Below are 15,277 nucleotides of genomic sequence, written 5' to 3' on the forward strand. Positions count from 1 at the left end.
GATCGGGCATCGGGGGCGACATCCGAATGTGATCGCGGCGGAACAGGGTCGCCAGCAGGTGATCTTCCTGCCGTCATCGGCATGTCACTGCGGCCAACCGCATCGCCTTCATGCCCTCATCGACGCATCGCCGGGCTGGACGGTTCATCCCGGCGATCCCCCGCTGCGCTTGTCGACCAGGTCTAGAGTTCGCGCAACGGCCACACCTCGACCACGCCCTGCGCCACGGCGCACGGGGTCTTCGACACCAGTTCGACGGCCTCCTCCAGCGTTGCCGCTTCGATGATCCCGAACCCGGCCACCGGGAGGGCCGAGGACATGTAGGAGCCGCTCTCCACGGTCACGCCGGCGCCGTCGTGGTTGCGCACCTGGACCGGCCGGCCGGCCACGCCCGTGATGGCCCCGTCGGCCAGCAGGCGGGCGTCATGCGCGTGCGCTTGGTCCCGCACCGCCGCGTCGGTGCTGTCGTAGCCGTCTTGATCTCCGTATCCGATGGTCACGAATCTCGCCACAGCAGGGTCCTTCCTCTCGTCCGGGTGAAGTGCTCACGGATACCGACTCTCACCGGCGGCAGAACTCATCGATCCCTGACGCGCGGCCGCGATCGCCTGCCGAAGGGTTCAGCCGTCGCGCAGCGCGGCCAGCGCCTTCTCGATCCGCCTCGCGCGTGTCTCGGGCTTCTTCGCACCCTCGATGGCGAGCACGTGCTCGCGCTTGCGGCTGTGGGACAGCCGGTCGTAGGCCGCTCGTGCGGCCGGGTCGGCGTCCAGGGCCTGGGCGAAGTCGTCGGGCTCGACCACGACGGGAGGCTCGGAGTCGAGTTCGACCTCCACCTCGACCTCGTCACCGGTCACGACACCGGCGGCCTGCCGGTTGGCATTGCTCAGCCCGAGCAGGTAGCGACCGCGCATGACGGCGACCCGGCTCTTCCACGAGTGCCCGTTGACCGTGATGGTCACTCTCGGCCGCTTGCCCGCGCCGAGCGCGTCGACGACCTCCTCGGGGACCTCCAGCCCTCTCATGGGCTCCACGGGCTCGACGGCGGCTCGAAACTTCATGACGTGCCCCCGGCCGGCACCAGGAGCTTGGCGAGCAGGTCGTCCAGCGACACCAGCCCCAGCAGTTCCCCGCCCTGGTCGCGCACCATGGCCACCTGGCTGTGCGCCGACCGCATCGCCGCGACCGCGTCCGAGACGGTGGTGGCGATGGTCAGCTCGGGTACGGCATGCGCCAGCCGTCGTGCGGGCAAGTTCGCGCTGCGTGAACGCGCCAGGTAGGCGTCGCGCACGTGGACCACACCCAGCGGGCGCTCGTCCTCCCACACGATCAGGCGGGTACGGCCCGCCTCCGCCGAGACCTCGATGACCTCCTGAGGGGTGGCGGCGGCAGGGACGCCGACGATGTCCGGCGTGGCGGTGACGAAGTCGTCGATGGGCGAGGACGGGGCGTCCAGCGCACGCGTGAGCACGCCGTGCTCCTCGGGCTCGATGAGGCCGAGACGCCTGGACTCCTCGACGAGGCGCTGCAGCTGGGCCGGGGTGCGCGGGTTGGCGCCCTCTTCCGGCGGGTGCACGCGGAACATCCGCAGGATCAGGTCGCTGATGCCGTTGAGCAGCTTGAGCAGCGGCCGGACGACGACGGTGAAGCCGCGGAAGGGCAGGGCCAGCAGCGTCGCCGAACGTTCCGGGTGGGCGATGGCCCACGACTTGGGCGCCATCTCGCCGATCACCATGTGCAGGAAGGTGACGATGGCCAGGGCGATGACGAACGAGATCACACCGGCCGCGGTCGGGGGCACCCCGAGGCTGTCGAAGAGCGGGGCGAGGGTGTGGGCGATGACCGGTTCCGAGACCACGCCCAGGCCCAGCGAGCAGAGCGTGATGCCGAGCTGGGCGCCGGCCAGCATCAGGGAGAGCTCCTTGATGCCGTTGACCGCGGCCTTGGCCGCCCGGCTGCCGCGGGCCGCCTGCTTCTCCAGGCGGTGGCGCTTGGCCGCGACCAGGGCGAACTCGGCGGCGACGAAGAAGCCGTTGCCCACCAGGAGTGCCAGGGTGATGGCCAGGCCGGTACCCAGGTTCACGACTCCTCCTCCTGCCGTCTCTCGGGCGTCAGCCGTACTCGCTCGGGAACGTGGTGGTCGAGGGTGAGCACTTCCAGGCGGGCGTGGGTGGGCGCCTGCTCGTCCAGTGACGGGGCCAGCTCCACGGTGATCTTGTCTCCTGGTACGGCGAAGCGGCCGAGCTCGTTGAGGATGAGCCCGGCGAGCGTGTCGTACTCGTCCTCGTCAGGGAGTTCGAGGTCGGTCTCCAGGGCGATCTCGTCGATCCGCTGCGCGCCGTCGATCTCCCAGTCTTCGCCCCGCCGTACGATCGCCGTCTCTTCCACGTCGTTCTCGTCGGCGATCTCCCCGACGAGTTCTTCCGCGACGTCCTCCCAGGTGATGAGCCCGGCCAGGCCTCCGTGCTCGTCCACGACGACGGCGATCTCGTCGCCGTGGTCGTGCATCTCGGCCACCAGGTCGGGCAGGGAGGTCGAGAAGGGCACGATCACCACGGGGCGGGCGAGGTCGCCGACGCGCGTGGTGGCGGCCTTGTCGAGAGGCACGGAGGTCAGCTCGCGCAGTCCGACGACGCCGACGACATCGTCGAGGCGCTCGCCGAGCACCGGGTAGTGGGTGTGGCCGTACTTGGCGATGAGCTTGTCCAGCACGGGCACGGTGACCTCGGCGTTGACGGTGATCACGTCGACCCTCGGGACCATGACCTCTTCTGCGGTGTGCTCGGCGAAGGCCAGGGCGCGTTCCAGCACGTCGGCCTGGCTGCCGGGCAGGTGACCGTACCTTTCCGACTCGCCGATGATGTGGCCGAGTTCTTCCAGCGTGGCGCCGTGGTGCAGCTCCTCGACGGGCTCGATGCCGACCATGCGCAGCAGCTTGTTGGCCGACGCGTCGAACAGCCTGATGATCGGCCCGGCGACCGTCATGTAGACGAGGGTGGATCCGGCCAGGGCGCGGGCGAGCGGCTCTGGCCTGGCCAGGGCGAGGTTCTTGGGCGCCAGCTCGCCGAACACCATCTGGATGACGGTGGCGACGATGAACCCGAGCGTCAGCGCGATGCCTCCGACCGCGCCCGCGGGCACACCGAGCGCCTCCAGACCCGGGGCGATCAGCTCGGCCAGGGCGGGCTTGGCGATGAAGCCGACGACCAGGGCGGTGACCGTGATGCCGAGCTGGGCGCCCGACAGCATGAACGACAGCCGCTCCATCACCCGGATCGCCTTGGCGGCCTTCTTGTCACCCTCGGCGGCCTGCTGGGCCAGGGTGATGCGGTCGGCGCTGACGTAGGCGAACTCCTGGGCGACGAAGTAGCCGGTCGCCAGCGTCAGCACGAAGACAGCCAGCAGGCCCAGGGCAACGCTCACGTCCGCTGTCCTCCCTGTCGACGTCTCTCCTGATGAGACGCTATCTGATCGTCTTCGGGCGATTCAGGGCAGGGCTTTCCTGGCGGCGGGCCACGTCCAGGTCCTCGCGGGTCACCCGGCGCGTTGCGGGCGGCGAGTCTCGGTGACGAAGACGCCCAGGCTGCTCAGCGCGCTGGCCGCCTCGGGCAGGAACGACCAGAAGTGGTGGAACACGTGGGCGTTGACCGGATAGAGCCCGAGCTCGACGTCCACCCCCTGCTCGCGGGCCCGCTCGGCGAACCTGCGCGCCTCGGTGACCAACGGGTCGCCGGTCGCCACCTGCACCAGGATCGGCGGGTAGCCCGACAGATCCGCGGAGAACGGATCGAGGAGCGGGTCACCGGTGGGATGCCCGGCCAGGTAGTGCCTGACGTAGTCCTGGCTGAGCGTGAGCATCGCCGACGGCCCGTTCTCGGCGAGGCAGGCGCAGCTCAGGTCCAGCCAGGGGCTCAGCAGGACCACCCGGCCCGGCAGCGGCAGGTCACGTTGTCGCAGTACGGCCAGCAGCGACATGGTCAGCCCCGCCCCGGAGGAGTCCCCCGAGACGGTGAGCCCGGCGGGATCGGGTGTTCTGTCCAGCAACCATCGGTAGACGCGCACGGCGTCGTCGACCGCGGCGGGAAAGGGGTGCTCGGGGGCCAGGCGGTATTCCGGCAGCAGGGCGGAGGATCCGGTGGCCACGCACATCGCTCCGACCAGGGAGCGGTAGCCGTACGCCGAACCCAGCACGTACCCGCCGCCGTGCAGGTGAAGAAGCGTGACCGGCCGGTCCGGCCCCGGGGCCAGCACGAGCGACGGCACGCCGCCCGCGTTGACGGCTCGGGTGTCGACCTCGGAGGGCACCGGGCACTCCGCGAGCAGCGACTCGTTCACCTCGCGCATCTCCTGCACGTCGAGTGATCCGGCCATGTTCGTCATCGGCTCCATCAGCCGGGCGATGCGGCCGGTGAGCTCGCCGCCGACAGCGCGGGTCGCGCTGACGGCGTCGTCGACCTCGGCGAGGATCCCGCGCGAGCGGCCCAGCAGCGCCTCACCGGCGAGCGTGAGCTCCACCCGGTGCGTGCTGCGGCGCAGCAGCTCGCAGCCGACCAGGCGCTCCAGCGCGCGGATCTGCCTGCTCAGCGCGGGCTGCGACAGGTAGAGACGGCTGGCTGCGCGCCCGAAGTTGAGCTCGTCGGCCACGGCTACGAAGGACCGCAGGTGGCGCAACTCGATCGCGTCGGGAGCCTGAGGGAGCGGCAGGACCGCGCCGCTGTGGTTGTTGTCGTCCACGTCCGCATTGTGGCTCACCGCGCGGGCCGCCCGTCATGCGTTGTGCGCACCACCGTCATGCACGTTGGGCCTTTCCCTCGGCGTCGGCCCCGCTGCCACGCTGGCCGTACCACCCCCAACCGAAGGGACGCACCATGGGCCGCCTGGTCAATTCCACCTACATCACTCTCGACGGAGTCGTCGGAGAGCCGCACGAGTGGCCCTCCACCGGGAGCGACGACGGGACGGCGCTGAAGCTCCAGACAGACCTCCTCCTCGCCTCCGACGCCGTGCTGATGGGCCGCCGCACCTACGAGGTGTTCGCCGCCACCTGGCCCGAACGCTCGGGCGACTCCTACAGCGACAGGATCAACACGATGCCGAAGTACGTCGCCTCGGCGACGCTCACCGAACCCGCCTGGCATCACACCACCGTCCTGGCCGACCAGGTCGCCGAGCGGGTCGCCGAGCTCAAGGCCGGCGGCACGAACCTGGTGCAGTACGGGTTCGGCGAGCTGTCCCACACGCTGCTCGCGCACGGGCTCATCGACGAGCTGCGCCTGTGGGTGCACCCGCTCCTGGTCGGCAAGGGAGACCAGCTGTTCCGCGGCGGCTCCGCCTCCGCCTTCCAGCTCGCCGGCACCGTCGTGCTGACCTCGGGCACGGTCGTCCTCACCTACCAGGCACGGTGATGACGTGGGCAACGCTGTACCTGCGCGTCCGCGGCGGGACCGTACCGGTCAGGGTTCGCTGGACCGGCTCCCGCACGAAGGCGACCGCCCTCGCCGTACGTTTCCATGACCCGTCCGGCCACGACCCGCCCGACCACAGACCGCAGCCCGACGGGACCGTGGTGCTCGTGGCCCGCCCCTCCACCGTCGAAGACGCGATCGAGATCACCGAGTGGGCGGCCGACCACGCGAGCGAGTTCATCACCGACAGCGGGCGCCTGCTCGTCGGCGGCGTCGGCGGCGGGGCGGCGATGGCCGCCGCGGTCGTACGGCACGCCGCGCAGTACGGCTGGCCGACGCTCACCCGCGAAACGCTCTGAAGGAGACACACCATGACCGCGTACGCGATCGCCCACCTGAAGACCCCGGTCCCGCACCCGGACGTGCTGGAGTACATGGAGCGGATCCAGGCCACCCTCGACCCCTTCCACGGGCGTTTCCTGGTTCACGGACCCCAGGTCGACGTCCGGGAAGGCGACTGGCCCGGCACGGTTGTCGTCATCGAGTTCCCCGATCTCGCCACGGCCGGGAACTGGTACGACTCCCCCGCGTACCAGCGGATCCTGCCCCTGCGCACCGACCACATCGACGGCGTTGCCGTCCTGGTGGAAGGCGTGGAACCGGACCACGACGCCGCCGCCTTCGCAGCCTCCCTCCGACCTTGAAAGGACACTCCCATGGGAAAGATCGTCAGCAACTTCTTCATCGCGCTGGACGGCGTCGTCGAGGCGCCGGAGAGCTGGCACATGTCGTACATCAACGACGAGATGATGGCCGTCATCGGCGCCGCCATGGAGGCCAACCAGGCTTTCCTCATGGGCCGCGCCGGATACGACGGCTTCTCGGAGTACTGGCAGGCCAACGCCGACGAACCCTACGCGAGCTACTTCAACGACATCCCCAAGTACGTCATCTCGAGCACGCTGCAGGACCCCACGTGGAAGAACACCACGGTCGTGCGGGGTGACGTGCGCGCCGTCCAGGAGATGAAGGACAGCGTCGACGGGGTCATCTTCATGACCGGAAGCGCGATCACGGTGCGCTGGCTGCTGGAGCACGGCCTGCTCGACGAGTTGCGCCTCATGATGCACCCGGTCGCCGTCGGGTCGGGGCAGAAGCTCTTCGAGGACGGCCCGGCCACCAAGCTGGAGCTGGTCCGCAGCGCGACGTTCTCGAGCGGGGTGCTCGACCTGGTCTACCGACCGGCGTCCTGACGGGGGCCGGGGTCATCCGGCTGCCGCTGGAACCCGTGGCACAGCCGCGTTGGGGTCGGCCCCGGCGAAGGCCACCCCGATGATGAACCCCGCCACCTCCTCAAGCTGACGGGCACGATCCAGCGCCCCCAGCACGAACGGCTCCCCACCGACGTCACGGACGAGCTCGCCGACGACACGCAAGGCGCCAGCGTCGTCTCCGCACATCGCGACCGTGACATCGGACTGCTCCGCCCACTGATCGGCGGGGAACATGTTGAAGGCCTTCACGACGTTCGCCCCCGGAGACAGCCGGGCGATCCGATCCGCCATCGCCTCTCCGGGGCCGGTGAGCACCACCCCCACACCGTGCTCCACGGCGTTCGTCGGGTCGATCAACGCCGTCCCCCGCATCGCGCCGTCTCCCGCGCCCGCGCTCCGCAGCATGTCCTCGACGCCTTGCCAGGACACCGCGAGCAGTACGGCGTCGCGATCCGAAACCGCCTGCCGTGGCGTGACGGCACGGGTCCCGTGACCCAGCCGGCCGGCGAGCTCCTGCGCCTTGGCGGAGGAGCGTCCGGCGATGGCCACCTCGTGTCCGGCGACCGCCCAGCCTCGGCCGAGCGCCGACGCCATCATCCCTGTCCCCAAGATCCCGATCCGCATCCGTATCCCCTTCCCTGCCTGGTGTGGTGGCTACGGTAGACAGACCGATACGCACCGATTGGTACGCAACGCCCAGGCGAAGATGGCCACGGAGAGGAGCGACGAAGCATGGACCGAGACGAGTTCGTGGCCGACTGCCGTGTGCGTGCGGTCACCGACCTGTTCGCCCACACCTGGGACCCGGTCGTCCTGTTCACCCTTTCCGCCGGCCCCCATCGGCGGCGCGAGCTGCGCGACGCCATCGGGGGCATCAGCGACAAGGTGCTGACGCAGGCGCTGCATCGGCTGCTCTCCAGCGGGCTCATCGACCGCCGGGCCCATGCCGAAGCCCCGCCGCGTGTCGTCTACGCCCTGACCGGCCTGGGCCAGAGCCTGGTCGACGGCCCGATCAGCGCCCTCGGCCGGTGGGCGGAGGAGCACGGCGACGAACTGCTCGACGCCCAGGAGCGGAAGGACCCGTTCGATCCGCGCGGCGAGGCGGTCGACCCGCTCACGATCTCGTGAACAGCCCGCTCACCTCCCTCGCGAACACCTCCACGTTGTCGATCATGATGTTGTGGCCACTGTCCGGGACCGCGACCAGCCGCACCCCCGAGGCCACCAGCTCGGCCGCCCCGCTGACCTCGCCGTCCGCGCCCGGGTACAGGAAGGCGCGCGGAATCGGCAGCCTCGACAGTTGTTCCCGCACGTCCGCCCGCGTGAGGTGCACCGCACTCCGATGCAGCGCCTCCCGCCCGGCCAGCCTCATGGTGGCCGCCCAGTGCGGGCCGACCCGGGCCAGCGTCTCGTCCCAGCCGTGCCGTACGAACTCGTCCTCGGTGTAGGTGGCGATGGTCGGCCGCGGCGCCGGCTTGATCGGGTCCAGGTTGGCGTCCACCAGCACCAGCTCGGCCACCAGCTCGGGGTGCCGCTCGGCCAGGTGCACGGCGATCGTCCCGCCCATGCTGTGCGCGACCACCTGCGCCGCGCGAACGTCCGCCGCCCGCAGTGCCGTCGCCAGCGCGTCCGCGTGCTCCTCCATGCTGTAGCCGAACGCCGTGGGCCGGTCGCTGGTCCCGAACCCCAGCAGATCGACGAACAGGCTCCGGTGTCCGGCCAGCTCCGGCCTGCTCACGGCCTCAAGGAAGTACGGCGCCGCCGCCGCGCCCAGCCCGTGCACATAGACCCGGACCGGCTCGCGACCGGCCACCTCGGCCCAGCGAATCCGGCTCCCGTCCGGCAGCACCTGCGCGTCTCTCATAATCATCGTCTCCGAGGTATATATCAATCGAGGTACTAAGTTGCCGATGTATCCTAACGGCATGATTGAGCTGTCGATCCTCGGGTTCCTCTACGACGAGCCGCTCCACGGGTACGAGCTACGCAAACGCGTCGCCGCCCTGACCGGCCACGTCCGGCCCATCGCCGACGGCACCCTCTACCCGGCGATCAAACGCCTGGAGCGCGACGGCCTGCTCGAACGCGACCCGCAGCCCGGCGCCCAGGCCGCGCCCAAGCACGTCCTCACCCTCACCGCTGCCGGACGCGCCGAGCTGCGGCGCCGGCTCGCCGAACCGGACGAGCCGTTCATCACCGACGAGAACCGCTGGTTCACGATGCTGGCGTTCCTGCGCCACCTCGACGAGCCCGCGCTCCAGGCGGGAGTGCTGCGACGCCGGCTGGCCTTCCTCACCGAGCCGGCCAGCTTCTTCTGGGACGGCGACCGGCCCCTGCGTGCCGCCGACTTCGACGATCCGTTCCGTAAGGGACTGTTCACGATCGCCACCGCGACCAGCAGGACCGAGATCGGCTGGCTGCGGGAAACTCTGGCCGCGCTGGGCGCTTAGCCGCTCGTCACGACTCCTTCCCTTGGATATGCAACCATTGTTACAGTAACCATGGTTGCCATTGAGGAGTCTTGGTGAGCGGAACCGTGCTGTTCGTCTGTCCCCACGGCGCCGGCAAGAGCCGGATCGCCGCCGCGTGGTTCTCCGGAGTGGCCCCGCCCGGGTGGACGGCCACCACCGCAGGCCTGACTCCGCAGGATCAGGTCAGCGTGCACGCTCCCCGGTTGCTGGCGGGAAGCCCCGTCGAGCGGCTGCTTGACCACGACCTGCCGCGCCCGCTCGCAGCCGTCCCTCAACCGGCTGTGGCGGTGGCGATCGACTGCCCGCCCGGAGCGGTTCCAGGTGCGCTGGAGTGGCGGCTGGAGCACGGCGACTTCGACGAGGCGATGGCACGGGAACTGCGCGAGCGGGCTGAGCGGCTGGCCGGGGAGCTGGGGACGTGAGCGGTACGGCGGGGCAGTGGGTGCTGCTGGCCTATCGCATCCCGCGACAACCCTCGACACCGCGCATCACGATCTGGCGCAAGCTTGACCGGCTCGGCGTGGCCCGGCTGGGTGACGGTCTGGTGGCGCTGCCGGCGGATGCCCGGACCCGCGAACAGCTGGAGTGGATCGCCGAGGAGATCGGCGAAGCCGGCGGCAGCAGCACGTTGTGGCTGGCCGCAGCCGCAAGCCTTTCCCAGGAGCAGGACGTCGCCGAGGAGATGCGGCGGGCTCGGGCCGTTGAGTATCGGGCCGTCGTCGAGCAGGCGCGGGCCGCGGCGGACGGGCGACCGGGCGAGCGGGCCAGGACGGTCAAGAGGCTCCAGGCCGAGCTGCGCAAGATCGGCCGCCGCGACTTCTTCCCGCCGGCCGAGCGGGAGACCGCACGGCTGGCCGTACAGGCATTGAACGCCCTGATCGAGGAGGGTGCCTCGTGAAGTGGGCGACCCGCCGAGGTGTGCACATCGACCGGGCCGCGTGCGCCTGGCTGATCCGGCGCCGAGTCGACACCGGAGCCGAGTTCGTCTTCGTCGATGACCCGGCGCAGGTGCCCGGCGACGCCACGCCCTTCGACATGCGCGGGGTGGAGCTGTCCCACCATGGCGGCGACTGCACCTTCGAGACGATCCTGCGCCGGTATGACCTGGCCGACCCGGTGTTGTGGAAGCTGGCCGAGATCGTGCACGAGGCGGACATCGAAGACGACCGGTTCGACGCGCCGGAAGCGGCGGGGCTGGACGTGGTCCTGCGCGGACTGTCGATGGTGTGCGACGACGAGCAGGTCCTGGAGGTGACCGGTCCGCTCTTCGACGGGCTCTACGAGTACTTCCGGCGCGGCATGCTGCTCGGACGCGAGCCGGCGTGAGCCCGATCCCGCTCCTGCTCACCTCGCAGGCGGTCCGCGGTCTCGGGTACGGCGTGGCCGCGGTCCAGCTCGGCGCGCTCATGCAGCTCGAGGGGCTGGGTGCCGCCCAGGCCGGGCTGATGCTGGCGGCAGTCCTGATCGGCAGCTTCCTGACCAGCCTGGTGCTGGCCCGGTGGGGTGATCGGCTGGGGCGTCGGCGCGCCTACTTCACGCTGTACGGCGCGCTCGCGATCTGCGGTGGGCTCATCGCCGCCGGGGCGCCCTGGTGGTTACTGGCGCTGGCCGCGCTGACCGGAGCGATGTCGGTCGAGGTCATCGAGTCGGGGCCGTTCACCACCCTGGAACAGGTCATGATGGCCGGCACCGACCTCCCGCAACGCCAGGTCGTGCGCGGGTTCGGGCTGTACAACGCGATCGCCGCCGTGTCCGGCACCCTGGGTGCGCTCGTGGGCGCGCTTCCCGCCGGTCGCGCGCTGCTGGGCGGCGCCCTGATCGGTGTCGGGGCCGTCGGCACGCTGCTGGCCACCCGGTTGCCTGCCGAGGTCGAGGCTCCCGCGCCACTTCCCGGTCCGCAGCCCCGCATGCTGGCCCGCTCCCGCGGCCCGATCACCCGCCTCGCCGCGCTCTTCGCGGTCGACAGCCTCGCCGGCGGCTTCGTCGTGCAGGCCTACGTCGGCTACTGGCTCGCGGTGCACCTCGATGCCACCACCCAGGCCATCGGGCTGACCTTCGCGGCGGCCGGGATCCTGCAGACCGCCTCCCTCCTGGCCGCGCCGGTGATCGCCAACCGGATCGGGCTGCTGCCCACGATGGTCTTCACCCACCTGCCCGCCAACGTGTTCCTGATCGCCGTGCCCTTCGCGCCCGGCCTCCCGATCGCTATCGTCCTGCTCCTGTCCCGCGCCTGCCTGTCGTCGATGGACGTACCTACTCGCCAGGCGTACGTCATGGCCATGGTGCCGCCGGAGGAACGCACCGCCGCCGCGGCGATCACCAACACCGCCCGCTACCTCACCCGCCCGGCCGGACCGGCGCTCGCCGGCCTGCTCCACCCCCTCGGTCTCGCCGCGCCGTTCGTCATCGCGGGCGTCGCGAAGATCGTCTACGACCTGTCGCTGTGGCGGATCTTCCGTCGCGTACCCCTCTGAGGAGCACGATGCTGGAGTCATCCCCCCAGGAAGACCTCGTCCCCTTCCGCCAAGCCGTACGCGCCTGGTTCCTCATCTCGTTGCAGACCTTCGGCGGGCCCGCAGGACAGATCGCGGTCATGCAACGCACCCTCGTGGAGGAGAAACGCTGGATCGGCCAGCAACGCTTCAACCACGCCCTCAACTACTGCATGCTCCTGCCGGGGCCGGAGGCCCAGCAGCTGGCGATCTACGTGGGCTGGCTGCTCAACGGCACTCGCGGCGGGCTGGTCGCGGGCACCCTGTTCGTGCTGCCCGGTCTTCTCGCGCTGCTGGCCCTGTCGGCGATCTACGTGCTGTGGCAGGACACGACGATCGTCAGCGCGCTGTTCGCCGGGATCGCGCCCGCCGTGCTGGCGATCGTCGCTCAGGCGGTCATCCGGGTCGCGCGCCGATCGCTCACCCATCCGGCGCTGATCGGCCTGGCGGTGGCGGCCTTCCTCGCGCTGACCCTGTTCGGCGTGCCGTTCCCGATCGTGGTCGCCCTCGCGGCCCTGGCCGGCTGGCTGCTGCCGATCAGAAAGCAGGCCAACGGCCACGCCGCCAGTGATGGCCCGGCTCCGCTCATCCCGGACGACGCCCTGCACCATGCCCAGCCCAGCCTGCGCGGGGCGATGAAGGTCCTGGCGGTCGGACTGGTGGCGTGGGGATTGCCGCTGCTCGCCGTCATCGCACTGACGGGGAGCGACAGCGTCTTCACCACCCAGGGACTGTTCTTCTCGGGGACCGCGCTGGTCACCTTCGGCGGCGCCTACGCCGTACTCTCCTTCGTGGCCCAGCGCGCGGTGGAGACCTACGCGTGGCTCTCGCCAGGTGAGATGGTGCGCGGGCTCGCGATGGCCGAGACCACGCCCGGTCCGCTCATCATGGTGGTGCAGTTCGTCGCGTTCCTCGGCGCGTTCCGCGACCCGGGATCGCTCGACCCGTGGGCGGCCGCCCTGCTCGGCTCGCTGCTCACCACATGGGTGACGTTCGTGCCGTGCTTCCTCTTCATCTTCCTGGGCGCGCCGTACGTCGAGAAGCTCCGCCACAACCAGGCCCTCAGCGCCGCCCTGACCGGAATCACCGCCGCGGTCGTCGGAGTGATCGCCAACCTGGCGGTCTACTTCGCCGAGCACACGCTGTTCTCCAGCACCTTCGCATGGACCTGGGGGCCGTTCAGCATCCAGGTGCCGCAGCCGGAAACGCTGAATCTCGTCGCGCTCGGCGTGACGGTGGCCGCGCTGGTGATGACCTTCGTGCTGCGCTGGCCGATGCTGCGCATCCTCGGAATCTGCGCCGTCCTCGGGCTGCTGACCGCCGTCCCGGCCTGGCTGAGCTAGCGATCAGACTCTGGCTTCTAGGATGTGGGCATGGAGTCAAGCGGCGATCACGCACCTGCGGCTGACACGCAATCGCAGACTCCAGGTGAGTCCCAGCTCGTGGCGGCAGCCAGGGTCTTCGCCCTGCTGGCCGACCCCACACGTCTCCACCTCGTCTGGCTGCTCACCCAGGGCGAGGCGGATGTGAACACCCTCGCGCAGGCCACCGGCGCCGCCCAGCCCACCGTGAGTCAGCACCTCGCGAAACTGCGGCTCGCCGGGCTCGTGGAACCGCGGAGAGAGGGGCGGCGCTCCATCTACGAGCTGCGCGACGGCCATCTGCGCCGTCTGGTCCTCGAAGGACTGAGCCACGCCGATCACCAGGTTTCCGGTATGCCCTGGCACGATTAAGTTTGTCGTATGCGCATGTGCGCATATATATTGGTGACGTACTTGGTCCCCCGAGGAGCGTCGCATGCTTGCTGTGCTGCGCAATCGCGCCTACCGGCACCTCTTCACCGCTCAGATCGTCGCCCTGGCCGGCACCGGCCTGGCCACCATCGCGCTGAGCCTGCTGGCCTACGACCTGGCCGGCGCGAACGCCACGGTCGTGCTGGGCACCGCGCTGGCGATCAAAATGATCGCCTACGTCGTCGTCGCGCCGGTGGCGAGTGCCTTCGCCGACCGGATCCCTCGGCGTGCCCTGATGGTGACCATGGACGTCTCTCGGGCCACGGTCGCGCTGGCACTGCCGTTCGTCAGTGAGGTGTGGCAGGTCTACGTCCTCATCTTCGTCCTGCAGTCCGCCTCCGCCGCTTTCACCCCGGCCTTCCAGGCCACCATCCCGGACGTGCTGCCCGACGAGCGGGACTACACGCAGGCGCTGTCCTTGTCGCGGCTGGCCTACGACCTGGAGAGCCTGTTCAGCCCGGCACTGGCCGCCGCGCTCCTCACGCTGATCAGTTACAACTGGCTGTTCGCCGGAACCGCGGTCGGATTCGTCGCATCGGCAGTGCTGGTGGTGTCGGTGCTCCTGCCCAGGCCGGCACCCGTCGAGCGAGAAGGCGGGATATACACCAAGGCCCTGCGCGGGACCCGGTTGTTCCTGGCCACCCCCCGCCTGCGTGCCGTACTGGCTCTGGACCTGGCCGCCGCCGCGGCCGGAGCGACCGTAATCATCACCACGGTCGTGCTCGTACAAGAGCACCTCAAGCTGCCGGTCTCGCAGGTGTCACTGGCGCTCGGCGCCTACGGAGCCGGATCCATCGTGGTCGCGGTCGTTCTCCCCCGGCTGCTCAGCCACATCCCGGATCGGGTCGTCATGACCGCTGGAGCCTTCGCGCTCCTGCCGGCCTTCGTCCTCCTGGCCGTACCCGGCTTCCTGACCTGGCCGACGCTCCTGGTGCTCTGGTTCGCCTTCGGCGCCGCGAGTTCGGTCATCCTCACGCCCACGGGGCGCCTCATCAGACGCTCCACGACGCCCGAGGACCGCACTGCCGTGTTCGCGGCGCACTTCTCGCTCTCGCACGGCTGCTGGTTGCTCACCTATCCGCTGGTCGGCTGGCTGGCCGCCGGCGCCGGGATGGCGGTGACCGCATCGGTGACCGGGGCTCTGGCACTCGTGGCCGCGCTCGCCGCCGTCCGGGTCTGGCCATCCGGCGACGAGGTCGCGCTCGACCACGTTCACGACGACCTGCCGCAAGAGCACCCCCACCTGGCGGGCGCCCGCGTGGTGCCGGACGGGTGGAGCCACAACCACGACTTCGTGATCGACGACCTGCACACCGCGTGGCCTGTCGCACGAGTGGAAGCGCACAGCGCTCAGGGCCTGCCGGGTCCGCGGTAGGAGAGGGTCTGGTTGTAGACGACGCTCGTGGTCGTGCTGCCGAAGGCGGCCAACTCGTCCACGAGCGTCTCCAGGTGCCCCATGGAGGTCGCGGCCACTTTGAGGGTGTAGCAGTCGTCGCCGGTGGTGCGCAGGCACTCCAGGATCTCCCGCCGCTCGTCGAGCAGCTGACGCAGCGGCTGGTGGCGGTTGCCCGGGTACTTCAGCCGGACGATGGCCAGCACCGGGTAGCCGACCTGGGTCAGATCGACGGCGGCGTGGTAGCCGATGATGACGCCCTGCGCCTCCAGCTGCCGCACCCGCTCCGTGGTCGCCGACGGGCTGAGATTCACCCTCCGCCCCAGCTCGCTCAGGGAGATGCGAGCCTCCTGCTGCAGCTGGTGGATGATCGCCCAGTCGACGTCGTCGAGATTCACGGCCACAACGCGAACTTACCAAGAGATTCCCCGTGCAACCCCGCCAGAGCCGGG

General features: G+C 70.1%; 21 protein-coding genes. 13 read left to right on the plus strand and 8 right to left on the minus strand.

Features of this window, described 5'->3' with window-relative positions:
- Positions 1-182: 182 nt before the first annotated feature.
- The 5 genes from HNR30_RS15455 to HNR30_RS15475 all read right to left on the minus strand — a co-directional run bounded on the left by HNR30_RS15455 (position 183) and on the right by HNR30_RS15475 (position 4,731).
- Complete coding sequence (locus HNR30_RS15455) at positions 183-512, minus strand: YciI family protein (RefSeq protein WP_181610538.1); 330 nt, start codon at positions 510-512, stop codon at positions 183-185.
- Positions 513-620: 108 nt separating this feature from the next.
- Entirely contained in the window at positions 621-1,058 is a 438-nt protein-coding gene (locus HNR30_RS15460; RefSeq protein WP_181610539.1) for a YdeI/OmpD-associated family protein, read from the minus strand.
- Positions 1,055-2,080, minus strand: a complete 1,026-nt coding sequence (locus tag HNR30_RS15465; RefSeq protein ID WP_181610540.1) for a hemolysin family protein — start codon at positions 2,078-2,080, stop codon at positions 1,055-1,057. The genes HNR30_RS15460 and HNR30_RS15465 overlap by 4 nt, the downstream gene beginning before the upstream one ends.
- Complete coding sequence (locus HNR30_RS15470) at positions 2,077-3,420, minus strand: hemolysin family protein (RefSeq protein WP_181610541.1); 1,344 nt, start codon at positions 3,418-3,420, stop codon at positions 2,077-2,079. The genes HNR30_RS15465 and HNR30_RS15470 overlap by 4 nt, the downstream gene beginning before the upstream one ends.
- Positions 3,421-3,531: 111 nt before the next feature.
- Positions 3,532-4,731 carry an alpha/beta hydrolase fold domain-containing protein gene (locus HNR30_RS15475; RefSeq protein ID WP_220133589.1) on the minus strand — a complete coding sequence of 400 codons (1,200 nt, stop codon included), beginning with the start codon at positions 4,729-4,731 and terminating at the stop codon, positions 3,532-3,534.
- 134 nt (positions 4,732-4,865) lie between these two features.
- Between HNR30_RS15475 and HNR30_RS15480 the strand changes: the two genes are divergently transcribed.
- Genes HNR30_RS15480 through HNR30_RS15495 form a run of 4 tightly spaced genes read left to right on the plus strand, consistent with a single transcriptional unit; the run spans position 4,866 to position 6,655 of the window.
- Positions 4,866-5,402 carry a dihydrofolate reductase family protein gene (locus tag HNR30_RS15480; protein WP_181610542.1) on the plus strand — a complete coding sequence of 179 codons (537 nt, stop codon included), beginning with the start codon at positions 4,866-4,868 and terminating at the stop codon, positions 5,400-5,402.
- A complete protein-coding gene (locus HNR30_RS15485) occupies positions 5,402-5,761 on the plus strand; it encodes an alpha/beta hydrolase fold domain-containing protein (protein WP_181610543.1) in 360 nt (119 codons plus the stop codon). The genes HNR30_RS15480 and HNR30_RS15485 overlap by 1 nt, the downstream gene beginning before the upstream one ends.
- Positions 5,762-5,773: 12 nt before the next feature.
- Entirely contained in the window at positions 5,774-6,106 is a 333-nt protein-coding gene (locus HNR30_RS15490; RefSeq protein ID WP_181610544.1) for a DUF1330 domain-containing protein, read from the plus strand.
- Between the two features lie 12 nt (positions 6,107-6,118).
- Positions 6,119-6,655 (plus strand): dihydrofolate reductase family protein, encoded by a 537-nt coding sequence (locus HNR30_RS15495; RefSeq protein ID WP_181610545.1) that lies wholly within the window; start codon positions 6,119-6,121, stop codon positions 6,653-6,655.
- A gap of 12 nt (positions 6,656-6,667) precedes the next feature.
- Here HNR30_RS15495 and HNR30_RS15500 read toward each other — a convergent pair whose 3' ends face one another.
- A complete protein-coding gene (locus tag HNR30_RS15500) occupies positions 6,668-7,300 on the minus strand; it encodes an NADPH-dependent F420 reductase (RefSeq protein WP_181610546.1) in 633 nt (210 codons plus the stop codon).
- A 108-nt stretch (positions 7,301-7,408) separates the two neighbouring features.
- Here HNR30_RS15500 and HNR30_RS15505 point away from each other — a divergent pair, with 108 nt between their 5' ends.
- Positions 7,409-7,804 carry a winged helix-turn-helix transcriptional regulator gene (locus HNR30_RS15505; RefSeq protein ID WP_181610547.1) on the plus strand — a complete coding sequence of 132 codons (396 nt, stop codon included), beginning with the start codon at positions 7,409-7,411 and terminating at the stop codon, positions 7,802-7,804.
- Here HNR30_RS15505 and HNR30_RS15510 read toward each other — a convergent pair.
- Positions 7,791-8,546 carry an alpha/beta fold hydrolase gene (locus HNR30_RS15510; RefSeq protein WP_246378596.1) on the minus strand — a complete coding sequence of 252 codons (756 nt, stop codon included), beginning with the start codon at positions 8,544-8,546 and terminating at the stop codon, positions 7,791-7,793. The genes HNR30_RS15505 and HNR30_RS15510 overlap by 14 nt on opposite strands.
- Before the next feature lie 55 nt (positions 8,547-8,601).
- Here HNR30_RS15510 and HNR30_RS15515 point away from each other — a divergent pair, with 55 nt between their 5' ends.
- The 8 genes from HNR30_RS15515 (at position 8,602) to HNR30_RS15550 (ending at position 14,807) form a co-directional block, all read left to right on the plus strand.
- Positions 8,602-9,126: a PadR family transcriptional regulator gene (locus HNR30_RS15515; RefSeq protein WP_181610549.1), complete on the plus strand. Its 525-nt coding sequence runs from the start codon at positions 8,602-8,604 to the stop codon at positions 9,124-9,126.
- 74 nt (positions 9,127-9,200) lie between these two features.
- On the plus strand, positions 9,201-9,569 hold the full coding sequence (locus HNR30_RS15520) for a hypothetical protein (protein ID WP_181610550.1): 369 nt from the start codon (positions 9,201-9,203) through the stop codon (positions 9,567-9,569).
- Entirely contained in the window at positions 9,566-10,045 is a 480-nt protein-coding gene (locus HNR30_RS15525; protein ID WP_181610551.1) for a Chromate resistance protein ChrB, read from the plus strand. Before HNR30_RS15520 ends, HNR30_RS15525 begins: the two co-directional genes overlap by 4 nt.
- A complete protein-coding gene (locus HNR30_RS15530) occupies positions 10,042-10,473 on the plus strand; it encodes a chromate resistance protein ChrB domain-containing protein (RefSeq protein WP_181610552.1) in 432 nt (143 codons plus the stop codon). The genes HNR30_RS15525 and HNR30_RS15530 overlap by 4 nt, the downstream gene beginning before the upstream one ends.
- A complete protein-coding gene (locus HNR30_RS15535; RefSeq protein WP_181610553.1) occupies positions 10,470-11,621 on the plus strand; it encodes an MFS transporter in 1,152 nt (383 codons plus the stop codon). The genes HNR30_RS15530 and HNR30_RS15535 overlap by 4 nt, the downstream gene beginning before the upstream one ends.
- 8 nt (positions 11,622-11,629) lie before the next feature.
- Positions 11,630-12,982 carry a chromate efflux transporter gene (gene chrA / locus HNR30_RS15540; RefSeq protein ID WP_181610554.1) on the plus strand — a complete coding sequence of 451 codons (1,353 nt, stop codon included), beginning with the start codon at positions 11,630-11,632 and terminating at the stop codon, positions 12,980-12,982.
- A 30-nt stretch (positions 12,983-13,012) separates the two neighbouring features.
- Positions 13,013-13,372 (plus strand): ArsR/SmtB family transcription factor, encoded by a 360-nt coding sequence (locus tag HNR30_RS15545; RefSeq protein ID WP_181610555.1) that lies wholly within the window; start codon positions 13,013-13,015, stop codon positions 13,370-13,372.
- A gap of 64 nt (positions 13,373-13,436) precedes the next feature.
- The gene (locus tag HNR30_RS15550; protein WP_181610556.1) at positions 13,437-14,807 is read left to right on the plus strand and encodes an MFS transporter; all 1,371 of its coding nucleotides are present in this window, start codon (positions 13,437-13,439) and stop codon (positions 14,805-14,807) included.
- Here HNR30_RS15550 and HNR30_RS50130 read toward each other — a convergent pair.
- A complete protein-coding gene (locus tag HNR30_RS50130; RefSeq protein ID WP_181610557.1) occupies positions 14,783-15,229 on the minus strand; it encodes an Lrp/AsnC family transcriptional regulator in 447 nt (148 codons plus the stop codon). The two genes, HNR30_RS15550 and HNR30_RS50130, sit on opposite strands and share 25 nt — an antisense overlap.
- Positions 15,230-15,277: the final 48 nt, after the last annotated feature.

Origin of the sequence: Nonomuraea soli (assembly GCF_013761175.1) — a bacterium.
GTDB classification, from domain to species: domain Bacteria; phylum Actinomycetota; class Actinomycetes; order Streptosporangiales; family Streptosporangiaceae; genus Nonomuraea; species Nonomuraea soli.

What these genes read in the sequence shown, in the direction of transcription:
- HNR30_RS15460 (WP_181610539.1), bottom strand. Translation starts at nt 1,058, where the DNA reads ATGAAGTTTCGAGCCGCCGTCGAGCCCGTGGAGCCCATGAGAGGGCTG.
- HNR30_RS15480 (WP_181610542.1), top strand. Translation starts at nt 4,866, where the DNA reads ATGGGCCGCCTGGTCAATTCCACCTACATCACTCTCGACGGAGTCGTC.
- HNR30_RS15485 (WP_181610543.1), top strand. Translation starts at nt 5,402, where the DNA reads ATGACGTGGGCAACGCTGTACCTGCGCGTCCGCGGCGGGACCGTACCG.
- HNR30_RS15490 (WP_181610544.1), top strand. Translation starts at nt 5,774, where the DNA reads ATGACCGCGTACGCGATCGCCCACCTGAAGACCCCGGTCCCGCACCCG.
- HNR30_RS15495 (WP_181610545.1), top strand. Translation starts at nt 6,119, where the DNA reads ATGGGAAAGATCGTCAGCAACTTCTTCATCGCGCTGGACGGCGTCGTC.
- HNR30_RS15500 (WP_181610546.1), bottom strand. Translation starts at nt 7,300, where the DNA reads ATGCGGATCGGGATCTTGGGGACAGGGATGATGGCGTCGGCGCTCGGC.
- HNR30_RS15505 (WP_181610547.1), top strand. Translation starts at nt 7,409, where the DNA reads ATGGACCGAGACGAGTTCGTGGCCGACTGCCGTGTGCGTGCGGTCACC.
- HNR30_RS15510 (WP_246378596.1), bottom strand. Translation starts at nt 8,546, where the DNA reads ATGATTATGAGAGACGCGCAGGTGCTGCCGGACGGGAGCCGGATTCGC.
- HNR30_RS15515 (WP_181610549.1), top strand. Translation starts at nt 8,602, where the DNA reads ATGATTGAGCTGTCGATCCTCGGGTTCCTCTACGACGAGCCGCTCCAC.
- chrA (WP_181610554.1), top strand. Translation starts at nt 11,630, where the DNA reads ATGCTGGAGTCATCCCCCCAGGAAGACCTCGTCCCCTTCCGCCAAGCC.
- HNR30_RS15545 (WP_181610555.1), top strand. Translation starts at nt 13,013, where the DNA reads ATGGAGTCAAGCGGCGATCACGCACCTGCGGCTGACACGCAATCGCAG.
- HNR30_RS15550 (WP_181610556.1), top strand. Translation starts at nt 13,437, where the DNA reads ATGCTTGCTGTGCTGCGCAATCGCGCCTACCGGCACCTCTTCACCGCT.